At 62.2% G+C, this 19609-nt stretch carries 13 protein-coding genes; 8 read left to right on the top strand and 5 right to left on the bottom strand.

Going from position 1 to position 19609, the window contains the following annotated elements; translation table 11 throughout:
- Positions 1-38 precede the first annotated feature (38 nt).
- Positions 39-1337 (bottom strand): urea ABC transporter substrate-binding protein, encoded by a 1299-nt coding sequence (urtA, locus tag BX592_RS20925; protein ID WP_134194043.1) that lies wholly within the window; start codon positions 1335-1337, stop codon positions 39-41.
- Positions 1338-1839: 502 nt separating this feature from the next.
- On the opposite strand from urtA, the gene aptA reads away from it, so the two are divergent.
- Positions 1840-3168 (top strand): omega-aminotransferase AptA, encoded by a 1329-nt coding sequence (gene aptA, locus BX592_RS20920; protein ID WP_134194041.1) that lies wholly within the window; start codon positions 1840-1842, stop codon positions 3166-3168.
- Between the two features lie 110 nt (positions 3169-3278).
- Here aptA and BX592_RS20915 read toward each other — a convergent pair whose 3' ends face one another.
- The 4 genes from BX592_RS20915 to BX592_RS20900 form a co-directional block, all read right to left on the bottom strand.
- Complete coding sequence (locus BX592_RS20915) at positions 3279-4844, bottom strand: DUF3443 family protein (RefSeq protein ID WP_243849648.1); 1566 nt, start codon at positions 4842-4844, stop codon at positions 3279-3281.
- Complete coding sequence (locus BX592_RS20910) at positions 4841-5311, bottom strand: DUF2844 domain-containing protein (protein WP_243849647.1); 471 nt, start codon at positions 5309-5311, stop codon at positions 4841-4843. The genes BX592_RS20915 and BX592_RS20910 overlap by 4 nt, the downstream gene beginning before the upstream one ends.
- 194 nt (positions 5312-5505) lie before the next feature.
- Positions 5506-5829 (bottom strand): rhodanese-like domain-containing protein, encoded by a 324-nt coding sequence (locus BX592_RS20905; protein WP_134194039.1) that lies wholly within the window; start codon positions 5827-5829, stop codon positions 5506-5508.
- A gap of 65 nt (positions 5830-5894) precedes the next feature.
- A complete protein-coding gene (locus BX592_RS20900; RefSeq protein WP_134194037.1) occupies positions 5895-6548 on the bottom strand; it encodes a protein-L-isoaspartate O-methyltransferase family protein in 654 nt (217 codons plus the stop codon).
- Between the two features lie 775 nt (positions 6549-7323).
- On the opposite strand from BX592_RS20900, the gene BX592_RS20895 reads away from it, so the two are divergent.
- The 7 genes from BX592_RS20895 (at position 7324) to BX592_RS20865 (ending at position 19523) form a co-directional block, all read left to right on the top strand.
- A complete protein-coding gene (locus tag BX592_RS20895) occupies positions 7324-12324 on the top strand; it encodes an RHS repeat-associated core domain-containing protein (RefSeq protein ID WP_166676410.1) in 5001 nt (1666 codons plus the stop codon).
- Positions 12325-12508: 184 nt separating this feature from the next.
- Positions 12509-13573, top strand: a complete 1065-nt coding sequence (locus BX592_RS20890; protein ID WP_134194034.1) for a LacI family DNA-binding transcriptional regulator — start codon at positions 12509-12511, stop codon at positions 13571-13573.
- 25 nt (positions 13574-13598) lie between these two features.
- Positions 13599-15086 carry a sugar ABC transporter ATP-binding protein gene (locus tag BX592_RS20885; RefSeq protein ID WP_134194032.1) on the top strand — a complete coding sequence of 496 codons (1488 nt, stop codon included), beginning with the start codon at positions 13599-13601 and terminating at the stop codon, positions 15084-15086.
- A complete protein-coding gene (locus BX592_RS20880; RefSeq protein ID WP_134194030.1) occupies positions 15067-16083 on the top strand; it encodes an ABC transporter permease in 1017 nt (338 codons plus the stop codon). Before BX592_RS20885 ends, BX592_RS20880 begins: the two co-directional genes overlap by 20 nt.
- 152 nt (positions 16084-16235) lie before the next feature.
- Positions 16236-17201, top strand: a complete 966-nt coding sequence (locus BX592_RS20875; protein ID WP_134194028.1) for a substrate-binding domain-containing protein — start codon at positions 16236-16238, stop codon at positions 17199-17201.
- 73 nt (positions 17202-17274) lie between these two features.
- The gene (locus BX592_RS20870) at positions 17275-18324 is read left to right on the top strand and encodes a sugar phosphate isomerase/epimerase family protein (protein ID WP_134194026.1); all 1050 of its coding nucleotides are present in this window, start codon (positions 17275-17277) and stop codon (positions 18322-18324) included.
- 59 nt (positions 18325-18383) lie between these two features.
- Positions 18384-19523, top strand: a complete 1140-nt coding sequence (locus BX592_RS20865) for a Gfo/Idh/MocA family protein (protein WP_134194024.1) — start codon at positions 18384-18386, stop codon at positions 19521-19523.
- Positions 19524-19609: the final 86 nt, after the last annotated feature.

Raw genomic sequence — 19609 nt, 5'->3', positions numbered from 1 at the left:
ACAACACGCGTGAAGCCATGCGGTACGCGCGGACGCGATCAGGCCACGCGCGAGCGGCGCAGTACCGACGGAATCGAGCTGACCACGTCCGGCTTGTTCTCGTTGCCCGCGATAAACGGACTCCACGGCTGCGCGCGAATCGCGGTCTTGGTCTTCCATACGACGTTGAATTGCCCGTCGCCGCGAATTTCGCCGATCATCACCGGCTTGTGCAGATGGTGATTGCCATCCATCGTCAACGTGAAGCCCGACGGCGCGGCGAAGGTCTGACCGATCATCGCGACGCGTACCTTGTCGACGTCGGTGCTCTTCGCTTTTTCGACCGCCTGCTTCCACATATGAATGCCGACGAAGGTCGCTTCCATCGGATCGTTCGTCACACGCTTCGCACCGCCCGGCAGGCTCTGCGCTTTCACGTAGGATGCGAATTCACCCTTGAACGCGGTGTTGTTCTGGCCTTTTACCGACATGAAGTAGTTCCATGCCGCGAGGTGACCGACCAGCGGTTTCGTGTCGATACCGCGCAGTTCTTCCTCGCCGACCGAGAACGCGACCACCGGCACGTCGGTCGCCTTCAGCCCCTGGTTGCCGAGTTCCTTGTAGAACGGCACGTTCGAATCGCCGTTGATGGTCGACACGACAGTGGTCTTGCCGCCTTGCGAGAACGTCTTGATGTTCGCGACGATCGTTTGATAGTCGCTGTGGCCAAACGGCGTGTAGACCTCCTGGATGTCGCTGTCCTGCACGCCCTTCGAATGCAGGAACGCGCGCAGGATCTTGTTCGTCGTGCGCGGGTAAACGTAGTCCGTGCCAAGCAGGAAGAAGCGTTTCGCGCCGCCGCCCTCGCTGCTCATCAGGTACTCGACCGCGGGAATCGCCTGCTGGTTCGGCGCGGCGCCCGTGTAGAACACGTTGCGCGACATTTCCTCGCCTTCATACTGCACCGGGTAGTAGAGCAGCCCATTCAGTTCCTCGAACACCGGCAGCACCGACTTGCGCGACACCGACGTCCAGCAACCGAACACGCATGCAACCTTGTCCTGGGTCAGCAGGCCACGCGCCTTTTCGGCGAACAGCGGCCAGTTCGACGCCGGGTCGACGACGACCGGCTGGATCTGCCGGCCCATCACGCCGCCATTCTTGTTGATGTCCGAGATCGTCATCAACGCGGTGTCTTTCAGTGAAGTCTCCGAAATCGCCATCGTGCCGGACAGCGAATGCAGGATGCCGACCTTGATCGGTCCGCTGCTGGATTGTGCGTGTGCGAACGGCACCTTGCCCGCCAGCGCGAGCGCGCCCGACATCGAGCCGAGCTTCAGAAGACTGCGACGTTTCATGTGCTACCCCTTGTCCTGGATGATGCGTGTTATTGGGTGTCGCGGCCGTGTGGTGCGCGCGGCGATGGATCGAGGCTGCCGACCGGCTTGCGCTTGCGTAGTGCATCACGGGCCGCGCGTGTTACTGCAAGGCATATGCCAACGTTGCAAAGCAGCACCGAATGGGCGTCGTGGGCGCTGCGATACGGGTGCGGGCGACGCGCGCCCGATCACGCGATATGCGCGATAAGGGCGAAAGCGGTGCATCGGCGCACGGTGCGCTTCGTTGCGGTGCGTGCCGCGCCGCAACGAAGCATGGTCGCGGCAGAGCACGAGCCCGCTGCGCGCGATCGGTGCAGCGCCGCCGCCAGGTTGTGCACAGGCGTGCGCGTGCATACACTGGAAGGTCTCGCTGAAACGGTTCTGGCCGGGACATCGGCTGGAGCCATTGGGTTGACGCAACTGACCCAACTGAGCAACCCATTCGACCATCAACCCACTTGTAGAGACGAGGAGACACAAGATGAATGACCGCGCTGCCAGCATGCAGGACCTGTCCGCGTTCTGGATGCCCTTCACCGCGAACCGCCAGTTCAAGAGCGCGCCGCGGTTGCTTGCGAAAGCGAAAGGGATGTACTACACGTCGGACGACGGGCGGCGCATTCTCGACGGCACCGCAGGCCTGTGGTGCGTGAATGCCGGACATTGCCGCGACGAGATCGTCGCGGCGGTGCAGGCACAGGCGGCCGAAATGGACTTCGCGCCGACGTTCCAGATGGGCCATCCGAAAGCATTTGAAGCCGCGACGAAAATTGCGAAGCACACGCCGGGGGACCTGAAGCACATCTTCTTTGTGAACTCGGGGTCGGAAGCGGTCGATACCGCGCTGAAGATCGCGCTCGCGTATCACCGCGCGCGCGGTGAAGGGCAGCGCACACGCTTTATTGGCCGCGAGCGCGCGTATCACGGTGTCGGCTTTGGCGGCACGTCGGTGGGCGGCATTCCGGCGAACCGTAAAGCGTATTCAGGCGCGATGCTACCGGCTGTCGATCATCTGCCGCATACGCTGAACATCAAGGAAGCCGCGTATTCGAAAGGGCAGCCCGCGTGGGGCGCGCATCTGGCCGATGAACTCGAGCGGCTCGTCACACTGCACGATGCGTCGACGATCGCGGCCGTGATCGTCGAGCCGGTTGCCGGTTCGACCGGTGTGCTGGTTCCGCCGCAAGGCTATTTACAGCGGCTGCGCGAGATCTGCGACAAGCACGGCATCCTGCTGATCTTCGATGAAGTGATCACCGGTTGGGGGCGTCTGGGCACACCGTTCGCCGCGCAGTTCTTCAACGTGACGCCCGACCTGTTGACGATGGCGAAGGGCACCAACAACGCGGCTGCGCCGATGGGCGCGGTGGCCGCGAGCAAGCGTATCCACGATACGGTCATCAATGGGGCGCCCGCGGGAATCGAGCTGTTTCATGGGTACACGTATTCGGGGCATCCGATTGCGGCTGCCGCTGCGTGCGCAACGATCGATCTATATGAACGCGAGCAGATCTTCGCGCGGGCCGCGAAGATGGCGCCGGTGTTCGAGGAAGCGATTCATGCGCTGCGCGGCACGCGGCATGTGATCGATATTCGCAATATCGGGTTGATTGGCGGCATCGAACTCGCGTCGCGCGATGGCGCGCCCGGCGCGCGTGCTTATGATGCGTTCGTGCGTTGCTTCCAGAAGGGCGTGCTGGTGCGGATGGCGGGGGATATTCTCGCGTTTTCGCCGCCGCTCATTATTGAAGCGGAGCAGATTGCCGAGTTGTTCAAGACGGTGGGTGAGGTGTTGAACGAAGTGGATTGATATCGAACATTCTGAAGAACGCGCCGGACGGACGTGTGTGTTGTCGTGCCGCCGGCGCGGCGCGGTAAAGCGTGGCGGTTCCGACGCGTTCGGTGCGCCGGCCCGCGACTTCAAAAAGCGATAAACGGCCCGGTCTTCCCACCAGCCTGCGCGCCGCTCAGCACCGTATAAACACTGCGCCCGTAATAGAACGGCAGCCCCCAGATAAACATATTCGACGATAGCGACAATGCACCGAGGTTGTCGTGCGCCGCGTAGTCCATCTCAAGCAGCCGCTCGGCATTCGCAATTGAAAACGGCACCGCCGCTTGCAGCCCGGTCGTCGACATCAGCGTGGCCGCGAGGCTCAGTGTGTTCTGCGGCGCGTACCAGTCATTCACGCCAACTGCGATCGACGTGTCGCGGAACACGAAGCCATTCGTGCCGGTGTCGACGATGCCAGGTACCGAGCGGTTTCCATAGAGCGTGGTCAGCGTGCCTTGCCCGGTGACCGCGAGAATCTTCGCGGTTGCCGGCAGTGCGTTGTTCGACCGCGTGCCGACTCCGAAGACCAGTTCGCCGGTCACGCTGCGCTGCCCGTTCGGCGGCAGCGCGGGAAGGCGAATCAGCGTGCCGTTGTTATCGGTCGCGAAGCCGGCGACCGGGTTCGTCGCCTGACGCTCGAGCGGCACGGACGCCGCGCTGCACGACGCGCCACTCGCGCAGAAGTAGTAGTTCGCCGCGAGCGGCGTCTGCGCGGCCAGCGGAAAGTCGCGTGCGCGAGCGCCGATGCCAACGATGCCTTTCGCGCCGAGCGCGTCGATGGACCCGAGGTCCGCTCCACCGCGTGCGATGCAGTCGTCGGGTGTCGTCGGCAATGCGGCGTCGCCGGCAATCTGCACCGGTAGATCGCGCGCCGTCATGCCGCCAATCGTGACATCCGCGCGGCGCACCGATCCCCACAGATATCCGGAACCGAACAGCGTGCATTGGGCAAGCGGCGCCGAGCCGGTCGAGTCGTTCGACGCGCCGGTTTGTCGCGGCAGGCGTGCGGTGAGCGATGCGCCGAGCGAACTCGACAACACGCGTACGCCGATCGAGCCCGTATCGAGCAGCATATGGTCGAGCGTCACACACGATGCGTCGCCGCTTCGCGCATTGGGCGGACAGAGCGTGACCGTGACATAAGGCTGATTCACGGTCACGCCGAGCGCGTTGTCGACGACGATGGGCGCGGTGTTCACGGCGACAGCGGGGGGCGTGTCGGGGGTGCCGCCGCCCGCTGGCGTGTCACCGCCGGACGATGAGCCGCCTGACGAGCCGGTGCCGGACGTATCGGTGGTACCGCCACTGGGCGGAGTAACGGTGGATGGGCCATTACCGGAAGTGCCGCTACTGGCAGTGCCGCCGCTCGACGTGTTATTCCCCGCCGTGCCGCTTCCCGCCGAACCGTTCTGCCTTGCACCGTTCGATGCACTACCTGGCCTTCCACCATTGACCGCATTGTTGACGGTCGTGTTAGCCACTTGCTCGACCGGTTTGCCGAGCCACGATTGCGAACCGGACGAATCGTCGTTTCCGCTGCCGCCACACGCCGAAAGCGCAACAGCCGCAAACGTCGCCGCGCACAGCGAGTGGTCAAACCGGATCGTCTTCACGTGCTTCCTCATCTTGAACATCGTTGCGTCCTCATTCATTCCAGTTCGCCAGGATCGACCTGCGCGGGCAGGAGCCGTGGCACCCAGGCCTTACCGACAAACCAGCCTTGATGACCGATCGACTCGATCTGCAGATCGCCGCGTCGTTCGATGAGCGGACCTGTGCCGCGCGCGCCCTGGCGCGCGGCCGACACAAAGTTCGGGAAGTAGCTGCCGAGTAGCGCGGTCATATCGGGGCGCACCGGGCCGCTCCACGTGACCGCGAACACGACGCCATTCGACGAAGACGTGTATTCACACACGGTGACGCCATCGTCAGTCCGCGTGCGATGCACGATGTACGGTGCTGCGGCAACGCTCGCCTGAGCGGCACCCCGCAGCACAGGTCGATCCGGTGTGCCTGAAGCAGGCGTTGACGGTTTGCCGCCCAGTGTCGCGTGAGATACGCCGCAACAAAGCAGCAGCGCGGCCATTGCGCAGGCTGCAATCGACGAGCATCGGGTCATCACTCAGGCTCCGGAAAAAGATCGAAGCATGGTGCCAGACGATGCAGTCAGGATGGCTTACGAAAATTCGGATTCGATGCGAGGAAAGCGCTTCCGTGATGCGTCGCGCGGAAATGTGCAAACGGAAGAGGAGGGATGAAAAAAAACGCCGGACAATGCCGGCGTCTTCTTCTTGATCGATCAGTGCGTGAAACTCAATAAGTCGGTACCGACGGATCGACCTGTCGCGACCATGCGTCGATGCCGCCTTGCAGGTTGAACACATTCGCATGGCCGCGCGATTCGAGGAACATCGCGACCTGCGCGCTACGTGCGCCGTGATGGCACACGCAGACGATCGGTGCTTCATCGTCGAGTTCTTCGCTACGCGCCGGAATCTCGCGCATCGGAATCGACACGCTGCCGGCGATTTTCGCCGTTTCGATTTCCCATGGCTCGCGCACGTCGAGCACGACCGGCGCGGCGCGGGATTGATCGGCGAGCCATTCGGCCAGCGCGGGAGCAGACAGGTTTTGCATCAGCGATACGTTTCCGGTTGAATTCAAAAAGCCAACGGCGAGCGAGCGATACTTCGGCGCTCGCGTCAGAACTTGAAGCGCGGCGGCTGCACCGCATTCGTCAGCGGCTCGACGTAGGTTTCGAACACATCGGCAACACGGAACTGCTTTTCGTCGACGCGCGTGATGATCTGCGCCTTCATCACCGGCAGCGTACCGACGAACGCCGCAAGGCGCCCGCCGACTTTCAGATGTTCGAGCATTTCTTGCGGCAGCACCGGCAGGCCACCCGACACGCAGATCACGTCGTACGGTGCGGCAGCAGCCCAGCCGCGCGCGGCGTCGCCGGTCACCACTTCGGCGTTGAGCACGCCGTTTGTCGCGAGGTTCGATTTGGCCAGTTCGGCCAGCTCCGGCTCGATGTCGACCGTCAGCACGTGCTGTGCGCGATGCGCGAGCAGCGCCGCCATGTAACCCGAACCGGCGCCGATTTCGAGCACGCTTTCGTGCTTTTTCACGGCCAACTCCTGCAGCACGCGCGCTTCGACGCGCGGCGCCAGCATGTGCTGGCCAGCTGGCAGGGGAATTTCCAGATCGGCAAAAGCGAGTTCGCGGTACGCGGAAGGGACGAAGTTCTCGCGCTTGACGATGGACAGCAGGTTCAGGACGTCCTGGTCGAGCACTTCCCAGGGGCGAATCTGCTGTTCGATCATGTTGAAGCGCGCTTGCTCGATGTTCATGGGATCGTTCTGCGGTGATAGAGGTGGAAACGGTGAGCGGCGCAAGCACGGCTGACACCGCCGGTGAATCGACCGAAATTGTACCAAAACGCGAACGCCGCTCGCACAGGGCAAGGCCTCGGACCAGCCGGGTGGCTCGATAATCGAGCAGACCCACCCCGCGTGCCGGTCATTTCTGACCACTCCTGTTTGTCCGCAATCAATACCGTATTGCCACGTTAAATGTCGTTTTTTTAGCGTGTGCTCGCTTGTAAATAAGCCGGATTGCAGTGCATCTGGTTTTTCGATCTCAAACATTGATTTTGCATCTGTGCTTTATATATTCGTAGGACGTGCCACCGTCGGGATTCAGGCCGAGCGAATGCCGGTGCATTGCAATTTATGAAAAGCGCGTTGCCGATATAGAGATCAAATGAAAACTATCCAGGAAGTCGCGAATGCGGAAGAAAATCATGGAACGGCTCTGCAGCGTCCGACGCAACCGGCACCGGCATCGCGCGGCAGCGATGAAGGTGCCGTTTTCAATCAGTCTGACGCGGTTTCATTCTGGTCTTTTCAGCGCGGTGAAGTCGACCCGCGTACGGGCACTTTCAATTATCAGATTCCGATTGCCAGGGTAACCGGAAATTCCCGGTCAGGACCAACGCTGGAACTTACGCTTGGCTATGATCATTTCAGCGGCGTCGACGAGGGGTTCGGCTTGGGCTGGTCACCGCAACTGAGCAAGGTGACATTCGATAATTCGCGGTTGCAGCTCGTATTGACCGATGGCCGGATGATCAATCTGAGACAGGATCCGACTACGCTCGCAATCGTCCCCGACACGGTTTATATCAAGGACCTGATTCTGCAGAAATCGAGCGACCCTGACGGATACCTGATCAAATACAAAAATGGCATTACCGAGACTCTGACAAAAATCGGTGTCGGTTATTACGTGACACAGATACTGCATGAAAACGGGTACAAGCTCTTTCTCGAATATGGCGATTCATACGATCGCGCCGCGCTCACGCGAGTCTACGATGAATCGGGGACGAACCTCATCGACATAACGCGGACAAACACCACCGACGAAGCGACCGGCCGGGCATCGCGCACATGCGTGATCGAGTTATACAAGGATAATGCAGACTTTGCGAGCCAAATGACGTTGGCTATAAGCGATGACGCTTCGACAGGTTTATGCCTGAGAACATGCAATGTCGCGCTCACCGAGTCGGACACTATAGAGACCCTGAGTTTCAGTTACTTGAGTCCGGATGCAACGATCGGTTTTCGCGTCATTTCGGCGGTCGCGAGCAATTTCGCCGGTCCAGCACTCGAACAGATATTTTACCAGGATAGCCTGAAATTGCCGGACGGTTTTCCATGGACGACATTCCCGGTGGTCAACTCGTACACGCTGTCAATGACGTCAGCGGGTACAGGGCAGAGCAAATACGAAGTGCATACCTATAAATATGGCGACGATACACCGGAGAAAGAGGAGGATAAGGATTTCAACAACTTCCTCGGCTACCAGAAGGATGCGCGGTGGGACCCGGTGGCGCTCGATAATCTGTACCGCCGCGAGACAACCTATCAATACCGGACCACCGAGACACTCGATATCGACGGCACGACGGCTTCTACGACAGTACGGGTTTATGACAGATACCACCGGTTGTATTCGGAAGAAACATCGGTTCCGGATACGGCAAGAATAACCGGCCGCAAGATAAAGGTGGATTATTACTATCCCGGGCTAACCTCAACCGAATATTTCAGCTTACCGCCGCAATACAAACTGCCAAACCGTATCTATACGAAATTTAGCGAAACCACGACGGTGTCGTCGGGGAAGTCGAAGACGGATGAGCGCACCACAGATCAGTATTTCAGCTATGACGAATACGGCAACCAGCTGCAGGAGATTCAGAGTGGCGGATTGACAGTCGACTATACGTATTATCCGGCTGCCGGCGAATCCGGCAGTTGTCCGGCCGAGCCGAACGGATTCGTGCGGTTTCTGAAAACGTCGAAAAAGTACAAGACAAGCGAGACCGCCGATTGCATCACAACGACGCGCACCTACACGCCGACCTCGATGAAGGAGGGCTCCAGCTACACCGTACTCGCGATCGAAGAGGAAAAAAGAATCATCGCGTCGGCCGAAAGCAGCGACTTCAAGAAGACGCAATTCGACTATTTCAACGCGGAAAGCGACACCGGCATCGAGCGTGGCCGCCTAAAGTCCCGCCTATTGATGCTCAGCAACGGCACCGGTGTGACGACAAGTTACGTGTACGCGCTATCCGCTGGTGACACGCGACTTGATATCGCGACAACGGAGACCGGTGTCGACGGGAGCACGCTGACTGAACGGACGGCGATTTCGCGCCTGACGGGGCTGCCCGCCGAGTTGATCGACAATCTTGGCGTGTCTACCACGCTCGCATACGACAAGTTCGGACGGGTGATATCGCACAAGCGCGCGCCGGGAACCGCGTTCGAGCGCACCGTTACGTATGGCTACGCGTTCGATGCCACCAGCAAGCTGCACTCGAATACCACTGCGGAACCGTCTGTGAACAGCGTCAAGGTCACGACCGATGCGTTGGGCAACGTCGTGAAGAAAGAGGTCGGTGACAAGATCGCGCACACCGCTGAATACAACACGCAAGGGTGGCTGGTCGCCGAACACCGGTACGACTACGAAGTGCCCGCCGCGGACGGTACGACGACGGCGACGCTGGACCTTGCGAATACCTATGGCTATGACGGCTTCGGCGAGCTGACACAGGCTATTTATCACGACAACCGGGAAAACCGCCGCCACTTCAATATCGGCAGCGCGGTGCTGACCGAGTACACGAATGTTCCGGTCAAGCGTGAGCCAGCGGACGTCGTGAAGCGGTACAACTTCACGCGAACCAGCCACGACCCAGGCACGTTGCTGCCCACGACGGTGACGGAATATGGCATCAGCGATAAAACGCGGATCAGCACGACGACCTACAGCTACGACGAATTTTTCCGTCTGCGAGAGACGACAGTTGTCGATGCGGCCACGCAAAAGCAGACGCACGTCGAACTCGGCTATGACTTCTTCGATCGCATCGCATCGGTGACCGATTACGACGACAACAGCCAGCCCGCGCGCGTGACGGGCTTGAAGTACTGGGAATACGGTCTCGAACCGCAAATCGCCAGCGTGTCAGTGGACAACAGGACCGTCGCGACGCGAAGTTTCGATGGAGTCGGACGCCTGACGCAGGTCGACCGGAACCCGGACAACGCTGGCGAGAGTGTGACGGTCTATACGTACTCGTCCGGTTACGTGACGCCAGCTACCGAGACCACGCCGCGTGGCGTAGCGATCGCTCACGAGTACTGCGCGGAACTCGGCGGCGTGCCGACGAAAACCACCCCACCGTCGGACAAAGGGGCTTCGCTCGCGTATGAGTACGACAAGGACACCGTCAAGCTGGTCACGCAGACCTACACGCTGGCGGGAGTGACTGAGACAAGGACGCTCACATACGATAGCAATGCGCTACCTGGCAGCGAGACGTCGAGCCTGAACCGCAGCGACGGCATTTCGGTTACCTGCGCAAACACTTTTACGCGGTGCGCGCTGGGCATGGTGACGTCGATCACCGCATCGGCAAGTAGCTACCCGAATGATGAAGCGTCGTACCGTTACGACAGCGCGGGCCGGGTGGCGGCGATCACGTTTCTGAACGGCGGCGCGCAGGCACTCAAAATTACGATGGACTACGTCGGCGGCGAGTTGCTGAAGTCGGCGACTTATGAATTCGGGCCGGCCGGTGCGCCCACCGCGACATTCCGGATGGACGTTTCGTACGATACGAAGATGCGTCTGACAAAGAAGACGTATCTGCGTATGGGCGCCGATGGCGCTTTCGCCGAGTGCGCAAGCGGTGAAATCCTGTACAACGGCCTGAATCAGGTGAACGAGCAACGCGTCGGTGCGGCGGTAGTCACGACGGTGTTGCAGAACCAGTATGACTACGCTGGCCGCCTGACCGATTCCAAAGCGACCGATGCGACGACCGTGTATCCGAAGGATCCGGGCGGCAACAACGTCAGCGCGTTCACGTTCGGCTATGACAAGTACAACAACATGACCTCGTGGAGCACGACAGTAAAGGAGACGGGGGAGGTGACCAGCGGCGCATGCAGTTACGACGGCAAGAACGTCTTCGAGTTGACGAAGCAGACGATCACGCGCGGTTCCGCGGCACCGAAGCAGGTCGAGATCACATACGACTTATCGGGCAATGTCGCGAGAGTGACCGGAGCGGACGGAGTAGTCGCCACTTGCACTTACGACTGCTACGAAAAGCTGCGCGCGCATACAAGGTCGAAGCCGTCGGATCCCAATTGGCGCGAGCCGAAGGTGTATTTCGCCTACAACAGCCAGGGCAAGCTGCGCAGTGAAAAGATGACGATCAAGGAAGGTGACACGCTCAGCACCTTGCGCCCGACCGCCTTTGGTTACTGCGACGGCCATTTCATCGCGTCGCTGCGCAAGCAGGCGGCTGGCGACGCGGACGTGCAGTTCGCGTCGTACCTGAGCGGCGCGAGCAGCGTCGATGCGATCCAGTGCGCACGCGGCAGCGCAGGCAGCTACACGAAGTCGTCGCAGATGCTGTTCAGCGATCCGTCGGGGAGCGTGTATGGTTCGGTCGACCCGGTCGCGGGCACCAACATCGAGCCGGCCATTTATAGCCCATACGGCTATGTCGGCGGCGCTTTTGACTGGTCGTACGATCCGGTGCGCTTCAAGGGCCAGCGCTACGACCCGCTGACTTATCTGTATCACCTGGGCGACGGCATGCGCGCCTATGACAGCGCGCTGCTGATGCGCTTTCTGCAGTACGACGCGCAGAGTCCGTTCGGCGCAGGCGGCCTGAACCCCTACGTCTATTGCGAGTGCGATCCGGTCACGTTCCTCGATGCGTCCGGCAACAACAAAACGTGGGTCATCGCGCCGGTAGTCGCCGCCATCGGCTTTCTGCTAGGTCTTGCGAGCTTTGGGATCGGCGCGTGGGCGGTGGCCGGCGGCGCGCTTGCGTTGACGAGCGGGTTGGCCTTCACCGGCGGTGTGGTCGGGCTGGCTGGCGGGGCGACGGGGCTGGGCGCCGCACTGGTCGAAGACGAGAAAACCGCCGGCCAGTTGACTTTGGCCAGTAGCGTCTTATCGGGTTTGAGCGGCGTGGTGCAACTTCTGTCGTTGGGGTTCGTGCTGGGGAAGGGCATGCTTGCGTGGCGGTTCGTGGACCGCGTCTCCACAGCGCGGACCTTGAGCGCCCAAGCTCAATTCAAAAGGTACCCCGGGACTGACTTCCAGGTCAGCTCGGCACGCGTTCAAGTGCCGGGCATCGAGGGTAATGTCCGCATCGTGTCGACGCATGGCAAGCCGGGATGGCTCCAGTTTCCGGTTGCTGCGAATGCCAATGGCGTAACGCGATTTGAAGCGTCTAACCTCACGTCGCGCGCGTTTGGTTTCCAGCTGAACCGGCTGCTTGCCCGCGAGTTCAGGGATACCGACGGGCCGATCCTTCTGATCGCGTGCGGCGGAACGCGTGCGGGTGCGATCAACAACGCGCGGGCGGTCGCGGCGTTTTCGAACCGGACGGTTACGGCATTCCCGAGCAGTACGGTACGCGCGCACTGGGGCACGGTGCCGAACGCACCCGCACAGTCGAACGTCACGACTTACGGTTGGCGCTGGTTCCCGAAGGCAATGACGTTCGGGGCTGCGTGATGCGGGCTGCGTGATCCGGGCTGTGCCGGGCGTGGCGGTCGAAGCTGGCGTGGAATGAACAGGTCAACCGCTGGCGACGTGTGATGACCTCAGTACAAATCCCTAGCGCATTCGCCTTGAGATTTCCGTGTTCGTCCGCGAGAATTCAGCTGGACATGTAATCGATTACACGGGGAAGCCGGCGATGGCCCGATCGTCTCAACACGATTCCACGACCTTGCAACCGGAGCGTGCGCGTCCATCGCCGCGTCCGTCGAAAGAAATGTCGATCGACGATGTCGCCGAGCAGGCCGGTGTGTCGGTCGCGACCGTATCGCGCGTGCTGAACGGCCATTCGAATGTGCGCGCGGAGACCCGCGAAAAAGTGCTCGCCGCAGTCGAACAGAGCGGCTACCGCGTCAACGAGCTGGCGCGCAACCTGCGCACCGCGGAGAGCCGTCTGCTGCTGACGATGGTGCCGAACTTCGGCAACCCGTTCTACGCGGAAATCGTGCGTGGTATAGACAGCGTCGCGCGTCAGCACGGCTATTTCATGCTGTTGTGCGATACCGGCGCCGATCCCGGCCGCGAGCGCAGCTACTTCGAGATGCTGCGCCGGCGCCGCGCGGACGGCGCGATCTGTCTCGATCCGGCCGCCGCGCAGCAGGCGCTGTCCGACGAACTGAACACCTTGCCGTGGGTTGCATGCTGCGAGTTCGATGCGGACGTTGGTGTGCCGTATGTCGGCATCGACAACTACCGCGCGGCTGGCGACGCGGTCATGCATCTGCTGTCGCGTGGCCATAAGCGCATCGCGCTGATCAATTCGGGCGACGGCTATCTGTTCGCGCAGCAACGCGAGCGCGGCTATCTGGATGCGCTGCATAACGCCGGCATCGACCCGGACCCGCGCTGGCAAGTCCATCTGGACAGCCTCGATTACGAAGCGGGCGCATCCGCGGCCGCGATCCTGATGGCGCAAAGCGAACCGCCTACCGCAATCTTCACGGTATCGGATACGCTCGCGATCGGCGTGGTCAAAGGCTTGCGCAGCATCGGCAGGCGCGTGCCCGACGATGTCGCGGTGGTCGGCTTCGACGACATTTCGCTGGCCGCGCAAATCGATCCGCCGCTGACGACGATCGCGCAGCCGATGCGCGAGCTAGGCGAGACCGCTGCGCGCTTGCTGCTAAAGCGGCTCGCAAACCGTACTGCGAACGTGCCGGGCGTGCTGCTGCCGCATCGGCTGATGGTGCGCGCAAGCGCGTGATGAGCGTCCGAGGAGCGCGAACCCGATGAGCCTCGCTGTCCGCTTCGACGATATCCGCAAAGACTTCGGCCCGGTGCGCGTGCTGCACGGCGTGAGCTTCGAACTCGCGCCCGGCCGCATCTACGGATTGCTCGGCGAAAACGGCGCGGGCAAGTCGACGCTGATGAAAATTCTCGCCGGCTACGAGCACGCGACATCAGGCGAGATACTGATCGACGGCGCGGCACAGCATTTCGACGGCTCGCGCGCGGCGGAGGCCGCGGGCATCGTGCTGATTCACCAGGAATTCAATCTGGCCGAGCATCTGACGATCGCGCAGAATATGTATCTCGGTCACGAAAAACGCCGCGGCCTGCTGCTCGATGACGCGGCGATGCGCACCGAAGCGAAGCGTTATCTCGCGCAAGTCGGCCTCACGAAGCATCCGGATACGAAGGTGCGCGACCTGATCGTCGCGGAAAAGCAGATGGTCGAGATCGCGAAGGCGCTATCGCGCCGGGCGCGTTTGCTGATCATGGATGAGCCCACCGCGACGCTCACGCCGTCCGAAACGGAACGCCTGTTCGCGCTGATGGCGAAACTGAAGGCGGATGGCGCGACGATCGTCTATATCTCGCACAAGCTCGACGAGGTCGAACGCATCACCGACGAGGTGATCGTGATGCGCGACGGTCGCTTCGTCGCGCGTAGCGAGACTGCGGCGCTCGGGCGGCAGCAGATGGCGAACCTGATGGTCGGCCGCGAACTGTCCGACATGTTTCCGGACAAGACACTGATTGCGGCCGACGCGCCGCTCGCGCTGCGCGTCGAAGGCCTGAGCGTGCCCGACTGGGTCGACGGTTTGAGCTTCGAGGTGCGCGCCGGCGAAGTGTTCGGCTTCGCGGGCCTGGTCGGCGCGGGGCGCACCGAAGCGTTCGAAGCGATCATCGGTCTGCGCCGGCGCAGCGCGGGACACATCGAGATTGCCGGCCGCCGCGTGGACCTGAAGAACCCGCGCGACGCAATGCGGCATGGCCTCACGTATCTGAGCGAGGACCGCAAAGGCAAGGGCCTGCATGTGAACCTGAGCTTGCAGGACAACCTGACGTTAATGACGCTCGATCGCTACACGCATCCGCTGCTTGATCTGAAGGCGGGGCGTGCGGCGCTGAGCGAAGCGGTGCGCGAGTTCGGCATCCGCACGGGAGATTTGAGCAGCCGCGCGCGGATGCTGTCGGGCGGCAACCAGCAAAAGCTCGCGCTCGCGAAATTCCTGCAGCCGAACCCCAACGTGATCGTGCTCGACGAACCGACGCGCGGCGTCGATATCGGCGCGAAACGCGATATCTACTTCCTGATTCACCGGCTCGCATCGGAAGGGCGGGCGGTGATCGTGATCTCGTCCGAGCTGATCGAACTGATCGGCCTGTGTCATCGCGTCGCGGTGATGCGCGCCGGCAAGCTACAGGCGACGCTCGGCCTCGAACACCTGACCGAAGAGGAGTTGATCGCTCATGCGACCGGCACCCACTGATACCTCCGCGCCGACGCCGCGCGCATTGCGAGTCGCACACGTGCTGTACGGTTTCGGTCCGCTCGCGGGCCTGATCGTGCTGTGCATCGCGGGCACGCTGCTGAACGGCGACTTCGCCACCGTCGACAACATGATGAACGTGCTGACGCGCACGTCGTTTATCGGCATCATCGCGGTCGGCATGACCTTTGTGATCATCTCGGGCGGCATCGACCTGTCGGTCGGCTCGATGGCCGCGCTGATCGCAGGGATCATGATCTGGCTGATGAACGGGCTCGCGGCCGGTCTGGGTGGCCACACGTTCGCGCCGCTCGCGATCGTGGCGATCGGCATCGTTTGCGCGCTGGTGCTCGGCGCGGTATTCGGCTGCGCGCATGGCTTGCTGATCACCAAAGGACGCATCGAGCCGTTTATCGTCACGCTCGGCACGCTCGGTATTTTTCGCGCGGTGCTCACGTGGCTCGCCGACGGCGGCGCGCTGACGCTCGATAACAATCTGTCCGATCTGTATGGCCCGGTCTATTACGCGAGTCTGCTCGGCGTGCCGGTGCCGATCTGGGTGTTCCTCGTCGTCGCGGCGGGGGGCGCGCTGATCCTCAATCGCACCGCATTCGGCCGGCACGTGCAGGCAATCGGTTCGAACGAGCAGGTTGCGCGCTATGCGGCGATTCGCGTCGATACGGTGAAGATCGTCACATACGTGCTGCTCGGCGTATGCGTCGGTGTCGCGACCGTGCTGTACGTGCCGCGGCTCGGATCGGCGACGCCGACCACCGGCTTGCTGTGGGAACTCGAAGCGATCGCCGCGGTGGTGGTCGGCGGCACCGCGCTCAAGGGCGGCGAGGGCCGCGTGATCGGCACCGTGATCGGCGCGGTGCTGCTGTCGGTGATCGCGAACATCCTGAATCTGACCAGCATCATCAGTGTGTATCTGAACGCGGCGGTGCAGGGCGTGGTGATTATCGTCGTCGCGTTCTTGCAGCGGGGGCGGCGTTAGCGCGTGTCCGCGGAGTCGCGCGGCTTCAAAGGGGGGATTAGCGCAGGGAAGGCAGCAACGCGGAAGGCAGGCAACAGGCAGCAGGCGTTTCAGTGGTTCTACAACGAAATCCGGCGCACGCATAGCGCCCATACAGTTCTGGAGACAACACCATGAAACACGTCATACGAACGGTCGGTGCCGGCATGCTGGCGCTTTCGATGCTGGGGATCACCGCGGGCGCCGCGCGCGCCGACGACAAGGTCACGCTGGGCGTCGCGATTCCGACGGCGGACCACGGCTTTACGGGCGGCATCGTCTGGTGGGCGAACAAGGCGAAAACCGACCTCGAGAAAGAGCATCCGGGGCTGAAGATCATCGTGAAGACCGCGGCGAATGCGCCTGAGCAGGCGAACCAGTTGCAGGACCTCGTGACGGTCAACAAGATCAACGCGCTCGTGATTTTCCCGCAGGAGTCCGCGTCGCTGACGCAGCCCGTTGCGCAGGTGAAGAAGAAAGGCGTGTACGTGACCGTGGTGGACCGCGGCCTGACGGATACCAGCGCGCAGGACGCGTATGTGGCCGGCGACAACACCGCATTCGGCAAGATCCCGGCCGAGTATCTGGCGAAGGCGCTCGACGGCAAGGGCGATATCGTCGCGCTGCGCGGCATTCCGACCACGCTCGACAACGAACGGTGGACCGCGTTTACGTCGGTGATGAAGCAGTATCCGAACATCAGGATTCTCGATGCGAAATACGCGAACTGGAACCGCGACGACGCGTTCAAGGTGATGCAGGACTATCTGACACGCTTCAAGCATATCGACGCAGTGTGGGCGTCGGATGACGACATGGCGGTCGGCGTGCTGAAGGCAATCGATCAGGCCAAACGCAGCGACATCAAGATCGTATTCGGCGGCGCGGGCTCGAAAGGGATGATCAAGAACGTGATGGACGGCGCGCCGATGATCACGGCGGATGTGTCGTACTCGCCGAAGTTTATCTACGACGCGATCAAGCTGACCGCCGAAGCGAGGCTCAAGGGCCAGTCGCTGCCGCCGACGACGATCATCCCGTCAGTGCTGATCACGAAGGAAAACGCGCAGCAGTTCTACTTCCCGGACTCGCCGTTCTAGGCGAGGTGAAGTCGCGCGGCGCGGCATGCAGGATGCTGCGCCGTGTAGGCTCGACCACTGACGGAGACGCACGATGAAGACCATCAAAGGGCCGGCAATTTACCTCGCGCAGTTTCTCGGCGACGATCCGCCATTCGACAATTTCGCCCATATGGCCAACTGGGCCGCGGGGCTCGGCTTCAAAGGCATTCAGGTGCCGGTTGCGTCGCAACTGATCGATCTGGAGCAGGCGGCGGCGAGTCAGACGTACTGCGACGAATGGCTCGGCATCGCGACCGATGCGGGCGTGACGGTGACCGAACTGGCGACGCATTTGCAGGGTCAGCTGGTTGCTGTGCACCCCGCGTACGACGTACTGTTCGACAGCTTTGCCGCGCCGCAGGTGCGCGGCAATCCGCAGGCGCGCACCGAATGGGCAATTGCGCAGTTGAAGCTTGCCGCCAAGGCGTCGCAGCGCCTCGGCCTGAACACGCACGTGACGTTTTCGGGCGCGCTGGCGTGGCCGTATATCTACCCGTGGCCGCAGCGGCCGGCAGGCCTGGTCGAAGCAGCCTTCGACGAACTCGCACGCCGCTGGAAGCCGATTCTCGATGCATTCGACGAAGCCGGCGTCGACGTCTGCTACGAACTGCACCCGGGCGAGGACTTGCACGACGGTGTCACATTCGAACGATTTCTCGCGACGCTGAACGATCATCCGCGGGCGAATATTCTGTTCGACCCGAGCCACTATGTGCTGCAGCAACTCGATTACCTCGAATTTATCGATATCTATCACGAGCGCATCAAGGCGTTCCATGTGAAGGACGCGGAGTTTCGTCCGACCGGGCGTCAGGGCGTGTACGGCGGCTATAGCGGTTGGGTCGAGCGGGCGGGGCGTTTCCGTTCGCTGGGCGATGGGCAGGTCGACTTCAGCGCGATCTTTTCGAAGATGGCGCAGTACGACTACCCGGGCTGGGCGGTGCTCGAATGGGAATGCGCGTTGAAGCACCCGCAGGACGGCGCGCGCGAAGGCGCGGAGTTTATCAGGCGGCACATCATCCGCGTCGCGGACCGCGCGTTCGATGACTTTGCGGAAAGCGGCGTCGATCGCGCGCAATTGCAGCGCGTGCTCGGCATCTGATCGATTATCCGGTTGCGCACGCAACGATTGCGCGGCCGCATCGTAAGGAGCAGCACACGATGGCAGGAAGACTGAAGCTGGGCATGGTCGGCGGCGGCCAGGGCGCGTTTATCGGCGCGGTGCACCGGATTGCCGCGCGCCTGGACGATTGCTTCGAAGTGGTCGCGGGTGCGTTGTCGTCCGACCCGCAGCGCGCGCAGGCGAGTGCCGCCGAAGCGAATCTTGCGCGCAGTTACGCGGACTGGCGCGAGATGGCGCGTGCGGAAAGCGCGCGCGACGACGGCATCGACGCAGTGGCGATCGTTACGCCGAACCATCTGCATGCGCCGGTCGCGACCGCGTTTCTCGAAGCGGGTATCCATGTGATCTGCGACAAGCCGCTCGCGGTGTCGCTCGCCGAAGGCGACGCGCTGGCGCGGCTCGCGCGCGAAAAGCGGCGGCTCTTTGCGCTCACGCATACGTATTCAGGCTATCCGATGGTGCGGCACGCGCGCGAACTGATCGAAGCGGGCGAACTCGGCGACCTGCGCGTCGTGCAGGTCGAATATGCACAGGACTGGCTGGCCGAGCCGATCGAGCAGAGCGGCACGAACAAACAGGCGGTGTGGCGCACCGACCCGAAGCTGTCCGGCCCGGCTGGGTGCCTTGGCGATATCGGCACGCACGCGTACCACCTCGCGGGTTTTATCACCGGCATGCTACCGGCGGCGCTCGCGGCGGACGTGCATACGTTCGTCCCCGGACGCCGGCTCGACGATCATGTGCAGGCGATGCTGCGCTATGCGAACGGCGCGCGCGGGATGCTGTGGGCAAGCCAGGTCGCGAGCGGCGCGGAGAACGCGCTGCGGCTGCGCGTGTATGGGACGAAGGCGGGTATCGCGTTCGATCAGGAAGAACCGAATGAACTGTGGTTCACGCCATTGGGCGGCGCGGCGCAGCGGTTGACGCGCGGGCGCGTACAGGGGGCGGCCGCCGCGCATGCGACGCGCGTGCCGCCGGGACATCCGGAAGGGTATCTCGAGGCGTTCGCGCAGCTGTATAAGGACGCCGCGCTGCAGATTGAAGCGCTCGACGCGGGTCGACCGCTGCCGCCGGAAAGCCGCTTTCTGACGACGGTCGACGACGGGGTCGCCGGTTTGCGCTTTATCGATGCGATGCTCGCGAGCAGCGCGGCCGGCGGGCAGTGGCGTGAGATCTGACCCGCGCGAGATCTGACCCGCGCGAGATCTGACCCGCGCGAGATCTGACCCGCGCGAGATCTGACCCGCGCGATGCGCTGACGGCG

The sequence above is a fragment of the Paraburkholderia rhizosphaerae genome, assembly GCF_004366595.1.
GTDB lineage: Bacteria > Pseudomonadota > Gammaproteobacteria > Burkholderiales > Burkholderiaceae > Paraburkholderia > Paraburkholderia rhizosphaerae.
Note: the sequence above shows the minus strand (reverse complement) of the source record. Positions and strands in the feature narration are given on the sequence as shown.

What these genes read in the sequence shown, in the direction of transcription:
- aptA (WP_134194041.1), top strand. Translation starts at nt 1,840, where the DNA reads ATGAATGACCGCGCTGCCAGCATGCAGGACCTGTCCGCGTTCTGGATG.
- BX592_RS20890 (WP_134194034.1), top strand. Translation starts at nt 12,509, where the DNA reads ATGGCCCGATCGTCTCAACACGATTCCACGACCTTGCAACCGGAGCGT.
- BX592_RS20880 (WP_134194030.1), top strand. Translation starts at nt 15,067, where the DNA reads ATGCGACCGGCACCCACTGATACCTCCGCGCCGACGCCGCGCGCATTG.
- BX592_RS20910 (WP_243849647.1), bottom strand. Translation starts at nt 5,311, where the DNA reads ATGACCCGATGCTCGTCGATTGCAGCCTGCGCAATGGCCGCGCTGCTG.
- BX592_RS20885 (WP_134194032.1), top strand. Translation starts at nt 13,599, where the DNA reads ATGAGCCTCGCTGTCCGCTTCGACGATATCCGCAAAGACTTCGGCCCG.
- BX592_RS20900 (WP_134194037.1), bottom strand. Translation starts at nt 6,548, where the DNA reads ATGAACATCGAGCAAGCGCGCTTCAACATGATCGAACAGCAGATTCGC.
- urtA (WP_134194043.1), bottom strand. Translation starts at nt 1,337, where the DNA reads ATGAAACGTCGCAGTCTTCTGAAGCTCGGCTCGATGTCGGGCGCGCTC.
- BX592_RS20875 (WP_134194028.1), top strand. Translation starts at nt 16,236, where the DNA reads ATGAAACACGTCATACGAACGGTCGGTGCCGGCATGCTGGCGCTTTCG.
- BX592_RS20870 (WP_134194026.1), top strand. Translation starts at nt 17,275, where the DNA reads ATGAAGACCATCAAAGGGCCGGCAATTTACCTCGCGCAGTTTCTCGGC.
- BX592_RS20865 (WP_134194024.1), top strand. Translation starts at nt 18,384, where the DNA reads ATGGCAGGAAGACTGAAGCTGGGCATGGTCGGCGGCGGCCAGGGCGCG.
- BX592_RS20895 (WP_166676410.1), top strand. Translation starts at nt 7,324, where the DNA reads ATGATCAATCTGAGACAGGATCCGACTACGCTCGCAATCGTCCCCGAC.
- BX592_RS20915 (WP_243849648.1), bottom strand. Translation starts at nt 4,844, where the DNA reads ATGAATGAGGACGCAACGATGTTCAAGATGAGGAAGCACGTGAAGACG.
- BX592_RS20905 (WP_134194039.1), bottom strand. Translation starts at nt 5,829, where the DNA reads ATGCAAAACCTGTCTGCTCCCGCGCTGGCCGAATGGCTCGCCGATCAA.